This window comes from Nonomuraea sp. NPDC048901 (genome assembly GCF_040649695.1).
Lineage (GTDB): Bacteria > Actinomycetota > Actinomycetes > Streptosporangiales > Streptosporangiaceae > Nonomuraea.
On the sequence record NZ_JBEZFW010000009.1, the window covers coordinates 178562 to 190921 of the forward strand.

Sequence of the window (12360 nt, forward strand, 5' to 3'; positions counted from 1 at the left end):
GAGCCAGCTTAGGGATCCCCTCCGACAAACGGCGAGGCCGATGCGCGCGACGGCGGCGCGGGGCTACATACGCACTTCGCGCGGCCGGTAAGGCTCCGCGAGGGAGGCCAGGTCCTTGTCAGAAAGCGACACCGACACCGCGGCGAGCGCGTCGTCCACATGGCCCGGCTTGGTGGCGCCCACGATGGGGGCCGTGACGGTCGGCTGCTGGAGCACCCAGGCCAGGGCGATCTGGGCGGCCGGCAGCTCGTGCTCGCGCGCGAGCTCCGCCACCCGGTCAAGGATGAGCCGGTCGTTCTCGGGGTCGTAGAGAGCGTCGATGCGCGCGTCGGAGCCGGCCCTGGTCGTCGACTGGGCCGCGCCCGCGCGGGCCAGCACGCCGCGCGCCAGCGGGCTCCACGGGATCACGCCCACGCCCTGGTCGGCGCAGAGCGGGAGCATCTCCCGCTCCTCCTCCCGGTAGAGCAGGTTGTAGTGGTTCTGCATGGACACGAACCTGGTCCAGCCGTTCTCCCGCGCCACATGCTGGGCCTTGGCGAACTGCCACGCCCACATCGACGAGGCCCCGATGTAGCGGACCTTGCCCGCCTTGACCACGTCGTGCAGCGCCTCCATGGTCTCCTCGATGGGCGTCTCGTCGTCCCACCGGTGGATCTGGTAGAGGTCCACGTAGTCGGTGCCCAGCCGGCGCAGCGAGGCGTCGATCGCGTCGAAGATGTGCTTGCGCGACAGGCCCCGGTCGTTGCCTCCCTTGCCCATCGGGAAATAGACCTTGGTGGCCAGTACGTAGTCCTCGCGCCTGGGGAAGATCTTGCGTAGCAGGTTTCCGGTCACGACCTCGCTCTCGCCGGCGCTGTAAACGTCGGCTGTGTCGAAGAACGTGACCCCACCGTCGGCTGCCCGGCGGACGAGCGGTTCGGCCTGGTCCTCGGGCAGCGCCCACTCCTGCCTGGCCGGATCCCCGAAACTCATCATGCCGAGGCAGATGCGCGAGACCCGCAGGCCGGTGTCACCAAGTCGTCTGTAATCCATAGCGGCAACCCTATGACGACGTCACGCGGCCTAAGTCAGGCGGGTGCGGGCAGAAAGTTCTGCTCGAAGCCGACATTGCGCTTTACAGAACGCGGTACATCGGGTCGATTGGAGAGGGACAACGGACGGTTCGGTGCTCGTGACGCAGCGCGACGGGGGACAAGTGAATGGATTAGGAAGCGAGCCGGCTCCTCGGCTGCGTCTTCTCGGCGACATTCCCTCTTCTCCTCTGGACATGGCCTGGCTGACCTTGATGGCGGGGCTGCTCACCGTGACGGTTCCGGTGCAGGCAGAGCTCGCCGGCTCGGGATTCTCGCCGGCGGCCTCGGTGGCCTTGCTCCTCCTGCTGGCCGTGCACGCCCAGTTCGTGCTGGGGACGCTGGCCGGCAGGACCGGGGGGTGGTGGCTGGTCGGCGTGCAGGCCTGGCTGACGTACGTGCCGCTGGCCCTGTTCGGGGCGGCGTGGACGCCGATGTGCGGGCTGCTGGCCGGCGCGCTGCTGGTGGTGGCCGGGCGCATCAGGTCGGCCACGCTGGTGGCGCTGGCCGTGTGCTGCGGGCCGGTCCTGCTCGCGGCTCCCCATGAAGGGCTCGCCGACCGTGGGTGGGCGCTGGCCGCCCCGGTGCTCGGCCTGATGGAGTACGCCCTGGTGAGCCTGGCCGTGCGGGCGCAGTGGCTGGCCTGCGCCAGGACCGACGCCATCCGTACGACCGTGGCGCTCGAACGCCGCCGCTTCAGCAGGGACCTGCACGACCTGGTGGGCCACCGGCTCACCGCCCTGGTGCTGAAGACGCAGCTCATCGATCGGCTGGTGGACGAGGAGAACGAGAAGGCCAAGCTGGAGGTCGGCGAGACCCTCGAGCTGCTGCGCACCCTGGCGGGGGACGTACGGGCCGTCGCCCACGGCGGGCGGCGCTCCTCGCTGGAGGTGGAGATGAGCTCGGCGCGCGCCCTGCTTGAGTCGGTGGGAGTGCGGTGCCAGATCCGGGTGGCGTGCCCCGACCTGCCCGGTGACGTCGCCGACGCGCTCACGCACGCCCTGCGCGAAGGCGTGACCAACGTGCTGCGCCACGCGGAGGCGCGACAGTGCGCCATCCAGCTGCTCGAACGCGACGAACTGGTCCGGTTGTCGATCAAGAACGACGGCGTCCACCCGGTACGCAGGGCGGGAGAGTCGGGCCAAGGGCTGATGAACCTGACCGAGCGGATGGCCGATGTGGGCGGCTGGCTGGAGATCACCGCGGTCCGCAGCGGGCAATTCACCTTTTCGGTATATGTGCCCCAGATAAACAAACGTGTGAAATTCACAAATGCCTATGAGGTAAGCACACCTCGATAATGTTGTGTGTTACTAGACGCCTTGTCCGTGCGTTGCCATTCTCTTATTGACAACGCACGGGAGGTCGCACCGGATGGACCAGTATGAGCTGTACTGCCTCGCGGACGGTCGTTTCTACGACACCCTCGAGCACAGCACCGCCGAGGACGCCGACTTTCCCATCGCGCACCGGCCGGTCCCCGAAGGATGGCTGCACGAGGCGACGGAGACCTGGTGCTATTACGCGCCGGGCGGAGTGGCGCCCCTGCCCTCCCAGGGCTGGAAGATTCACGTCTCGGCCCGCGTGGACGACGCCGAACGGGCCTTGGCGGCCGTCTGGGACTATTGCCTGCCCCGCGGGATCGCGTTCAAGTTCCTGCGCGGCCTGCCGGTCCTGGTCATGCTCAATTCCAAGGCCGCGTCCAGGGCGTCGAGCGGCAAACTGGTCACCATTTATCCCAGGGACGAGAGCCAGCTCGAACTCGTTCTCAAAGAGCTGCACGAACTCCTGCGCGACGTACGCGGCCCGTACATCCTGAGCGACCTGCGCTACGGCGAGGGACCGCTGTTCGTCCGCTACGGCGGCTTCGCCGAGCGGCACTGCCTGTCCGGCGGCGAGCGGGTGCTGGCCGTCGAGGACGGCGGGGGACAGCTCGTGCCCGACGTGCGGGGCGCCACGTTCTCGGTGCCGCCCTGGACCACGCTGCCCGAGTTCCTTGAGCCTCATCTCGCCGCGCGCAACGCCGTGACCACGACCGGCCTGCCGTACGAGATCGAGAACGTGCTGCACTTCTCCAACGGCGGCGGCGTCTACCTCGCCCGTGACCAGCGAACCGGTGACCGGGTCGTGCTGAAGGAGGCCAGGCCGTACGCCGGGCTCGACAACGCGGGACGGGACGCGGTGGCGCGGCTGACGCACGAGCGCGACATACTGAGCCGCCTGGCCGGGCTGTCCGCGGCGCCGGAGCTGCTCGGCTACTTCACCCTCGGTGAGCATCACTTCCTGGTGCAGGAGTTCGTCGACGGGACCACGCTGCAACGCCGCCTGGTGCACAGATACCCGCTGACCCGCGCGACGTGTACGCCGGACGACCTCGCCGGCTACACCGACTGGGCCCTCGACACCCTGGACCGGGTGGACCGGGCGCTGGCGTCGCTGCACGAGCGCGGCGTGGTTTTCGGCGACCTGCATCCCGACAACATCCTGCTGACCGAGAGCGGCCGGGTCGTGCTCATCGACTACGAGGTGGCCACGCTCGCCGAGGAGGGCGGCCGCGCCGCGCTGGCCCATCCCGCGTACGCGGCGCCGGCCGACCGTCGGGGCACCGACGTCGACAGGTACGCGATGGCCTGCCTGCGGCTCGGGCTGTTCGCCCCGCAGTGCACCATCATGCTGCCGTTGCACCGGGCCAAGGTCGCGCACCTCGGCGAGATCGTGGCGGACACCTTCACCCGCGAGATCGCGCCGGCCGTGTCCACGATCGCGGGCGACGACCGCGACGACGGCGAGATGCGCGCCCTGCCGATGCCCGGCAGCGCCACCTGGCCCGAACTGCGCGCCGCGATGTGCCGGGCCATCCGGACATCCGCAACACCCGGCCGCGACGACCGGCTCTTCCCCGGCGACGTGGCCCAGTTCCAGCCGGGCGGCGGCCTGAACCTCGCCTACGGCGCCGCCGGCGTCCTGTACGCCCTGGCCGCGACCGGAACCGGCCGCTTCCCCGAGTACGAGAGCTGGCTGCTCGCGCGGGCCAAGCGCCCGGTGTCCGGCTCCGGCCTCGGCTTCTACGACGGCCTGCACGGCATCGCCTACACCCTCGACCTGCTCGGCCACCGGCAGGACGCGCTCGACGTGGTCGAGATCAGTCTGCGTGAGAAGTGGGACGGCCTGGAATCGGCCCTCTTCTCCGGCCTGTCCGGCATCGGGCTGAACCTCTTCCACCTGGGCGAGCCCGAGCTGGAACGGAGCGCGCTCAAAGCGGTCGACATCTGCGCGGACCGGCTCGGCGGCGCCGACGACGTCCCTGAGCTCAGTGGCGGCACGAATCCGCGGGCCGGGCTCATGTACGGCTCCTGCGGACCCGCCCTGCTGTTCCTGCACGCCTATGAGCGCACCGGTGACGCGGCGCTGCTCGACCTGGCCGCCGTCGCGCTCCGGCAGGACCTGCGCCGCTGCCGCGCGGCCGAGGACGGCTCACTCCAGGTGAACCAGGGCTGGCGGCTGCTGCCGTACCTGGACGAGGGGTCCGTCGGGATCGGCCTGGTGCTCGCCCGCTACCTGGCGCACCGGGAGGACGAGGAGTTCGCCACCGCGCTGCGTGATCTGCGACTGGTCGCGCGGTCGGGGTTCTTCGTCCAGCCGGGGCTGTTCACCGGGCGCGCGGGCATCGTCGCCGCGCTCGGCTGCGGGCTCGATGGTCCTTCTGAGGCTCAGATCAAGGGTCTGCGCTGGCACGCGTTGCCGTACGGCGGAGGCCTGGCCTTCCCCGGCGACCAGTTGCTGCGCCTCTCCATGGATTTCGCGACCGGAACGGCAGGCGTCCTGTTCGCCCTCGGCACAGTGATGGGCGAACAGCCGGGACGCCTGCCCTTCCTCGAGGCCGCCGCCGACCGGCGGCCTGTCTCCAACCAGTCCCAGAAGGAGGTGTAAACCATGGTACTTCTCGACCTGCAGGGTCTCGAGACCCCGGCCGGCAGCGATGTCGCCAGTGGCGGCAGCACTCTGACCGCTCTGACGTGTCACTCAGGCCACCCGAGCAACCTCAGTGTCGCACTTTGTCACTGATCACATTAGCGCCGATCCCCGCGTCGCTTACGGCGGCGCGGGGATTGGTCACTGGCATTTCCTCTGTTGGGCCAGATGAAGGAGACGGTCGTGCGGGCCGGAGACCGGCTGGTGATGGACGCGGTACGGCGAAGCGGCCCATGGCCCGCCGTCCTCGCGGTCACGGCGATCGGGGGCGCGGCCGCCGAGCTGGCACTGCCCTACGCGATCGGCCGTACCGTCGACGGCTTCGTCTCCGCCCGGCCCGATACCGCGTCCTGGCTGGCGGCCTGCGCGGTGATCGTGGCCGGGATCATGCTCTGCGAGAGCGCCGGGGTCTGGGCACGCGGCGCGGGCAGCGCGTACGCGGCGGCCCGGCTGCGCCTGTCGGTGCTGCGTCACGTGCTGGGCGTCGGCCCCGCCGCGATCCGCCGTTTCCCAGAAGGCGAGCTGGTCACCCGCGCCGGCCTGAACGCCGAGGAGGCCGGTCGGGCGCCCGAATCCGTGACCGGCGCGCTGGCGCTGCTCGTCCCCACGCTCGGCGCGCTGGTGGCGCTCACGCTCATCGATCCCGTGCTGACCGCGACGCTGGTCGCCGGGATCGCGCTCATCCTGCTCGTCCTGCGGGCCTTTCTCCGGGCCACGACCACGATCGCGGGCGGCTACCAGGAGGTACAGGGCGAGATCGCCGCCCGGCTGGTGGACGCGCTCGGCGGCGCCCGGACGATCGCCGCCGCCGGGACCGCCGACCGCGAGACGCGCCGGGTCCTGGCGCCCATGGACCGGCTGCGGGCCCACGGCATGGCGCTGTGGCGGGCGAACGCCTCGGCCGGTGTCCAGGCGGGCCTCGTCGTGCCGCTGGTGGAGGTGGCCGTACTCGCCGTGGGCGGACTCCGGCTGGCCGCCGGCGAGCTCACGATCGGCGAACTGTACGCGGCGGCGAGGTACGCCGTCCTGGGCGCGGCACTGAGCACCGCGCTCGGCTACATCGGCGGCCTGGCCAGGGCACGCGCGGCGGCCGAACGCGTCGCCGAGGTCCTCGGCTTGCCCACCACCCGGTACGGCACCTCGAGACCACCTGACGGGCTCGGCGGCGTGGAGTTCCGGGGGGTCACGATGCCCGGTCTGGCCGTGGACGAGCTGATGATCGCCGGTGGGTCGGTCACAGCCGTGGTGGGGCGTTCGGGATCCGGCAAGTCGCTGCTCGCCGCCCTCGCGGCGCGGCTGGCGGACCCCGCCGGGGGAACGGTGCTGCTCGACGGCGTACCGCTGCCGGAGCTGGACCGCGCCGAGCTGAGACGGGCCATCGGGTACGCCTTCGAACGGCCGGTCCTGGTCGGCGACACCGTCGGCGCGGCCATCGGGCTCGGTGCGGACGACCAAGGGGTCGTACCCGCGGCGGCGACGGCGGCGTGCGCCGACGGGTTCATCCGCCGCCTGCCCGGCGGGTACGCGACCCCCATGGCCGACACCCCGCTCTCCGGCGGCGAACGGCAGCGGATCGGCCTGGCCAGGGCGTTCGCGCAAGGAGAGCGCCTCCTGGTGCTCGACGACGCCACCTCCAGCCTCGACACCGTCACCGAACGCCAGGTCGGCAACGCCCTCACCGCCGACCCCCGAGGACGGACCCGGCTCATCGTGGCCCATCGGCTCACCACGGCCTCCCGCGCCGACCGGGTCGTCTGGCTGGAGGACGGCAGGGTGCTCGGCCACGCGCCGCACCACGAACTGTGGGCGAACCCGCACTACCGGGCCGTCTTCCAGGGGCCCCGGGAATCGGGAGACGTCTCATGAAGCAGTTGCTCTGGCAGGCCTTGCGGCGTCGGCCGTACGCGCTGCTACGTCTCTGTCTGTGGTCGGTGCTGGAGGCGGCGCCCGCGTTCCTCATCGGGCACGCCGTCGCCCGCGCCATCGAGGACGGCTTCGCGGCGGGCCGCCCCGCCCTTGGGCTGGTCTGGCTGGCGGCGCTCGGCTGTGCGTGGCTGGTCGCCGCCGTCGCCGCCCGCCAGATCATTCTCGCCGTGGCGGCGGTCGCGGAGCCGTTCCGGGACGACCTGCTCACTCACGTGGTCGGCGGAGCCATGCGCCGGGCCGCCCAATCGGTGACCGCCCGTCCGGACACCGCCGCCGTCACCCGGGCCGGTCTCCAGGTGGAGCTGGCCAGGGACGCCTTCGCGGCGGTGGTCACCACTGTGCGCGGGTTCGCGTTCACCGTGGTGAGCGTGGTGCTGGGGCTGCTCACGCTGGCTCCGCAGGCGGCGGTGCTGGTGCTGCCGCCGTTCGTCGCCGGGCTGGGGCTGTTCCTGGTGTCGCTGCCGGCTCTGGCGCGGCGGCAGCGGGCGTTCCTGATGGCCGACGAACTGCTCGCCGAGTCGATGACCGGCATGGCCGGGGGGCTGCGCGACATCGTGGCCTGCGGGGCGGAGGACCGCGTGGGCGCGGCGCTGGCCGACCGGGTCGAGGCGCAGGCGTCGGCGGCGCGCGCGCTGGCCCGCGTGACCGCCGCGCGCACGATCGCGCTCGCCGTCGGCGCCTGGCTGCCCGTGGTGCTCCTCCTGACCGGTACGCCCTGGCTGCTCAGCGGCGGCGTGGGCGCGGGGGTCGTCGTGGGCGCCCTGGCCTACGTCACCCAGTCGCTGGCCCCCGCCCTGAACGGCCTCGTCCACGGCCTCGGCGTCAGCGGCGTCAGCCTCGTGGCCACCCTCCGCCGCATCGCCACCTCCGGCCTCCCAGCCCCGGCCCCAGCGCCGATCCCGCCTGTAGTCCTGGGATCGATCCCCACGGCCGGATCGAGGCGGACACACGCGGGCGGTGTGCGGTTGAGCGGGGTCACGTTCGCGTACGGGCCGCACTCCGAGGCGGTGATCGACGGTCTTGATCTCGACATCCCCGAGGGCGACCACCTGGCGGTCGTCGGCCCGAGCGGCGCCGGTAAGTCCACTCTGGCGGCCCTGGTCAGCGGTCTTCTCCAGCCGGACGCAGGTGACGTCCGGATCGGCGGAGTGCCCGCCGCCGACGTGCCCCCCGCCACACGGGTGCTGATCCCTCAGGAGGCGTACGTCTTCCGCGGCTCGCTGCACGAGAACCTCACGTACCTGAGCGACGCGCCACCCCACCAGGTCGAGGCCGCCGTCACCGCGCTCGGCGCCACCAGCCTGCTGGCGGACATGGAGCCGGAGCTCGACCCCGGCTCCCTGTCCGCCGGGCAGCGTCAGCTGATCGCCCTCGTACGCGCCTACCTGGCCCCGGCCCGCCTGGTCATCCTGGACGAGGCCACCTGCCATCTCGACCCCGCCGCCGAGGCGCGGGTGGAGGCCGCGTTCGCGGAGCGGGGTGGCACGCTGATCGTCGTCGCCCACCGCCTCACCTCGGCCACGCGCGCCCGCCGCATCCTGCTCATGGACGCCGGCCAGGCCGTGGTCGGTACGCATGACGAGCTGGTGCGCCTCTCACCCACCTACGCCGACCTGGCCGGCCACTGGCAACCGGAGCCCGTGTCATGAAATATCCGGACGCAGAGCGTCTGTCCCTCGTCGAGGAGCTGCACGGCCACCTCGTCACCGACCCCTACCGCCGGCTGGAGGACGCCGCCCATCCGGCCACCCAAGGCTGGCAGGCAGAGCAGGACCGGCTCTGGCGGCACCACGCCGCCGGCCTGCCTCTCCGCGAGCACTTCCAGAAGCGCCTGACCGAGCTCAGCGTCACCGGGATGACCACCCCGCCGGTATGGCGTGGCGACCGGCGCTTCCACCTGTCCCAGTCCGCGGGCCAGGAGCACCCGGTGCTGTACTGCGACGACCGGGCCGTCCTCGACCCCATGGAGCTCGACGCCACCGGTCTCACCACGCTGGACGACTGGCAGCCCGACTGGGAGGGGCGCCTGCTGGCGTACCAGCTGTCGAGGAGCGGGGACGAGCGGGCGGACCTGTACGTCATGGACGTCGCCACCGGCGAGATCGTCGACGGCCCGATCGGCGGCTGCCGCTACTCACCGGTCGCCTGGCTGCCCGGCGGCAGGGAGTTCTTCTACGTCCGCTTCCACCAGGGCGTACACCTGCACCGGCGAAACGGCGGCGACGTCCAGGTCTTCACGCGGGGCGCGCTCTCGTACGGCCTGCAGATCAGCGCGGACGGGCGCTGGCTGGTGATCTCGGCGGGCACCCCCGCCCGGAACGACCTCTACCTCGCCGACCTGTCCGCCGGCCCGCCCGAGCACCTTGATCTGAAGGTGATCCAGGAGGGGGTGGCGGCGCGCGCCGCGGCGGCGATGGGCCCGGACGGCCGCCTGTACATCCTCACTGACCAGGACGCGCCCCGCCGCCGGCTCTGCGTCGCCGACCCGGCCACCCCCGCCGCGTGGGAGGAGCTCGTGCCCGAGGACCCCGCGGCCGTTCTCGGGACGTTCACGCTGCTCGACGGCGGCCGGCTGCTGATCGCCAGGACCCGCCACGCGGTCGGCGAGCTCGCGGTCCACGACGCCGCAACGGGTGAGCGCACCGGCACCGTCCCGCTGCCCGGCAGCGGCTCCATCGCCTCGCTGACCGCGCGTCCCGGTGGCGGCCACGAGGCGTGGTTCGTCTACACGGACGCGGTCACCCCGGCGGAGGTCTGGCGCCACGACGCCCGCGAGGGAACGACGACCCGCTGGTCACCGGCCGCGAGCGGCGCGGCGGTGACGGGCTCGCGGGTGGAGAGTCACCAGCTCGAGTACGTCTCCGCCGACGGGACCCGGGTCCGCATGGTGGTCGTGGCGGGCCCGCACCCCGGCGGCCCCCGTCCGACCATCCTGACCGGTTATGGCGGGTTCGGGATGTCGCTCACCCCCGGGTACGCGGCCGACTCCCTGGCCTGGGTCGAGGCAGGCGGCGTACTGGCCGTGGCCAACCTGCGCGGCGGCGGGGAGGAAGGCGAGGCGTGGCACCGCGACGGCATGCTGGACCGCAAGCAGAACGTCTTCCAGGACTTCACCGCCGCCGCCGAGAAGCTGATCGCCGACGGGTGGACGACCCCCGGTCAGCTGGCCGTCTGGGGCGAGTCGAACGGCGGCCTGCTCGTGGGGGCCGCGATGACGCGGCGGCCGGAGCTGTTCGCCGCCGTCGTGTGTTCCGCGGGGCTGCTGGACATGGTGCGGTACGAGCGGTCGGGGCTCGGGGCGGCCTGGACCGGTGAGTACGGCTCCGCGGACCTTCCCGAGCAGCTGGGCTGGCTGCTCGGCTATTCGCCCTACCACCACGTACACCAGGGGATCGACTACCCGGCGACGCTGTTCACGGTCTCCGGCGCCGACTCGCGGGTGGATCCGATGCACGCCCGCAAGATGTGCGCGGCCCTGCAATGGGCGACGGCGGGAGAACGGCCGATCCTGCTGCGCCACGAGCGCGACGTCGGCCACGGGGCCAGGGCGGTCAGCAGATCGATCGCCCTGGCCGCCGACGTGCTCGCCTTCGCCGCCGCCCACACCGGCCTGGAACCGATGCCCTAAGTCGCCGGTCTCCAGCGGGCGGGGTCAGATCCAGCCGGACTCGCGGGCGATGCGGATGGCGTCGATCCGGCTGCGCGCCCCCAGCTTCGCCGTACTCCGGTGGAGGTAATTTCGGACCGTTCCTTCCGCGAGGAACAACGACGCGGCGATCTCCGACACCGTGGCCCCTTCGGCCGCGGCCCCGATCACGTCCAGCTCCCGCTCCGTCAGCGGCGCCTCCGGCGGGCTCATCGCGGCGATCGCCAGCTCGGAGTCGATGACCCGCTCCCCGGCGGCCACTCTCCGGATGGCATCGCCGAGCCGGCCGGGCGGCGCGTCCTTGGCCATGAACCCCCGCACGTGCACGTCCAGGGCCCGCTTCAGCAGCCCGGGAGTGCCGACGCCGGTGAGGATGAGCACGCCGCACTCCGGCAGCTTGTCGTGCAGCTCACCGGCGGCCTCCAGCCCGTCCTTGCCGGGCAGCGCGACGTCGAGCACGGCGACGTCGGGCCGGACCGTCTGGGCGACGTGGAGGATGCGATCACCCCGGTCGACCTCCGCGACGATCTCGATATCCTCCTCATAGGCCAGCAATGCCACGATCGCTCCTCGCACCAGATGCATGTCTTCAGCGAGCAAGGTTCGGATCACTGTTGTCCTCACGGTCAGCCAGCAAGCCTGTGAGCCTACAAGTCTGACGTATCCGGCATCCCCTGCAAAGCGGTCAGCGGCATACCAAGCGGCCGCTACAGGGGGAAGCGCGGGGTGATCATCGTCACGCCGGGCACGCTGCCGATCGAGGAAAGGGCCTTGCCCGCGTCGGCGAGCCCGATGGTCCGGGTGACGAGCTGGTCGGGGTGCAGGATCCCGGCCCTGATCATCTCCATCATCGGCGCGTAGTCGTGCGCGGCCATGCCGTGGCTGCCGAGCAGCCGCAGCTCATGCCCGATCACCCGGTCCATCGGCACCGGGGTGGCCGCGCCGGGCAGAAGGCCGACCTGTACGTGCCGGCCGCGGCGGCGCAGGCTCTCGACGGAGGCCACGCAGGTCTGGGGGCTGCCCAGCGCGTCGATCGACAGATGCGCCCCGCCCCTGGTCAGCTCCCTGACCTGGGCGCCCGCGTCACCGGCCGAGCCGTCGACGAAGTGCGTGGCGCCGGCCTGCTCGGCGAGCTGGAGCGCGTCGGTGTTGATGTCGACGGCCACCACGCGCGCCCCGGCCGCGGTGGCGATCATGATGGCGGACAGGCCCACCCCGCCACAGCCGTGCACGGCCACCCACTCGCCCGGCCGCACGGCCCCCACCTGCGTGATGGCGCGGAAGGCGGTGGCGAAGCGGCAGCCGAGCCCGGCGGCCGTCACGTAGGCCATCTCCTCGGGGACCGGGATCAGGTTCACGTCGGCGTGGTCGATCGCCACGTATTCGGCGTAGGAGCCCCAGTGGGTGAAGCCGGGCTGGGTCTGCCGCTCGCACACCTGCTGCTGGCCGGCGGCGCAGGCCGTACAGGATCCGCAGGCGCACACGAACGGGACGGTGATCCTGGCGCCGGGCAGCCAGCCGCGCACCTCGGAGCCGACCGCCTCCACGACGCCCGCGAGCTCGTGCCCCGGCACGTGGGGCAGGACGCGGATGTCGGGGTCGTGGCCCTGCCAGCCGTGCCAGTCGCTGCGGCACAGGCCCGTCGCCTCGACCCTGATCACCGCCCCGTGCGGCGCGGGCGAGGGGTCGGGCAGCTCGCGCAGGTCGAGCTCCCCACCGAACAGGTCAAACGCAACGGCTCGCATC

Annotated in this window: 9 protein-coding genes; 6 read left to right on the forward strand and 3 right to left on the reverse strand. The window is 72.1% G+C overall.

The window, feature by feature from the left end; translation table 11 throughout:
• Positions 1-63: 63 nt before the first annotated feature.
• Positions 64-1032: an aldo/keto reductase gene (locus tag AB0C30_RS30680; RefSeq protein WP_357951205.1), complete on the reverse strand. Its 969-nt coding sequence runs from the start codon at positions 1030-1032 to the stop codon at positions 64-66.
• A 235-nt stretch (positions 1033-1267) separates the two neighbouring features.
• Between AB0C30_RS30680 and AB0C30_RS30685 the strand changes: the two genes are divergently transcribed.
• From AB0C30_RS30685 to AB0C30_RS30710, 6 genes are all read left to right on the forward strand, one after another.
• Positions 1268-2371 carry a histidine kinase gene (locus AB0C30_RS30685; RefSeq protein WP_357951208.1) on the forward strand — a complete coding sequence of 368 codons (1104 nt, stop codon included), beginning with the start codon at positions 1268-1270 and terminating at the stop codon, positions 2369-2371.
• 73 nt (positions 2372-2444) lie between these two features.
• Entirely contained in the window at positions 2445-5000 is a 2556-nt protein-coding gene (lanKC, locus tag AB0C30_RS30690) for a class III lanthionine synthetase LanKC (RefSeq protein ID WP_357951211.1), read from the forward strand.
• Positions 5001-5003: 3 nt separating this feature from the next.
• On the forward strand, positions 5004-5135 hold the full coding sequence (locus AB0C30_RS30695) for a SapB/AmfS family lanthipeptide (protein ID WP_225289749.1): 132 nt from the start codon (positions 5004-5006) through the stop codon (positions 5133-5135).
• A gap of 75 nt (positions 5136-5210) precedes the next feature.
• Positions 5211-6908 carry an ABC transporter ATP-binding protein gene (locus tag AB0C30_RS30700; RefSeq protein ID WP_357951213.1) on the forward strand — a complete coding sequence of 566 codons (1698 nt, stop codon included), beginning with the start codon at positions 5211-5213 and terminating at the stop codon, positions 6906-6908.
• Positions 6905-8617: an ABC transporter ATP-binding protein gene (locus AB0C30_RS30705; RefSeq protein ID WP_357951216.1), complete on the forward strand. Its 1713-nt coding sequence runs from the start codon at positions 6905-6907 to the stop codon at positions 8615-8617. Before AB0C30_RS30700 ends, AB0C30_RS30705 begins: the two co-directional genes overlap by 4 nt.
• Entirely contained in the window at positions 8614-10596 is a 1983-nt protein-coding gene (locus AB0C30_RS30710) for a prolyl oligopeptidase family serine peptidase (protein ID WP_357951219.1), read from the forward strand. The genes AB0C30_RS30705 and AB0C30_RS30710 overlap by 4 nt, the downstream gene beginning before the upstream one ends.
• A 24-nt stretch (positions 10597-10620) precedes the next feature.
• Here AB0C30_RS30710 and AB0C30_RS30715 read toward each other — a convergent pair whose 3' ends face one another.
• Complete coding sequence (locus tag AB0C30_RS30715; RefSeq protein WP_225289753.1) at positions 10621-11226, reverse strand: response regulator transcription factor; 606 nt, start codon at positions 11224-11226, stop codon at positions 10621-10623.
• A 95-nt stretch (positions 11227-11321) separates the two neighbouring features.
• Positions 11322-12359, reverse strand: a complete 1038-nt coding sequence (locus AB0C30_RS30720; protein ID WP_357951221.1) for a zinc-dependent alcohol dehydrogenase family protein — start codon at positions 12357-12359, stop codon at positions 11322-11324.
• Between the last annotated feature and the right edge of the window lies 1 nt (position 12360).

What these genes read in the sequence shown, in the direction of transcription:
- AB0C30_RS30680 (WP_357951205.1), bottom strand. Translation starts at nt 1,032, where the DNA reads ATGGATTACAGACGACTTGGTGACACCGGCCTGCGGGTCTCGCGCATC.
- AB0C30_RS30685 (WP_357951208.1), top strand. Translation starts at nt 1,268, where the DNA reads ATGGCCTGGCTGACCTTGATGGCGGGGCTGCTCACCGTGACGGTTCCG.
- lanKC (WP_357951211.1), top strand. Translation starts at nt 2,445, where the DNA reads ATGGACCAGTATGAGCTGTACTGCCTCGCGGACGGTCGTTTCTACGAC.
- AB0C30_RS30695 (WP_225289749.1), top strand. Translation starts at nt 5,004, where the DNA reads ATGGTACTTCTCGACCTGCAGGGTCTCGAGACCCCGGCCGGCAGCGAT.
- AB0C30_RS30700 (WP_357951213.1), top strand. Translation starts at nt 5,211, where the DNA reads ATGAAGGAGACGGTCGTGCGGGCCGGAGACCGGCTGGTGATGGACGCG.
- AB0C30_RS30705 (WP_357951216.1), top strand. Translation starts at nt 6,905, where the DNA reads ATGAAGCAGTTGCTCTGGCAGGCCTTGCGGCGTCGGCCGTACGCGCTG.
- AB0C30_RS30710 (WP_357951219.1), top strand. Translation starts at nt 8,614, where the DNA reads ATGAAATATCCGGACGCAGAGCGTCTGTCCCTCGTCGAGGAGCTGCAC.
- AB0C30_RS30720 (WP_357951221.1), bottom strand. Translation starts at nt 12,359, where the DNA reads ATGCGAGCCGTTGCGTTTGACCTGTTCGGTGGGGAGCTCGACCTGCGC.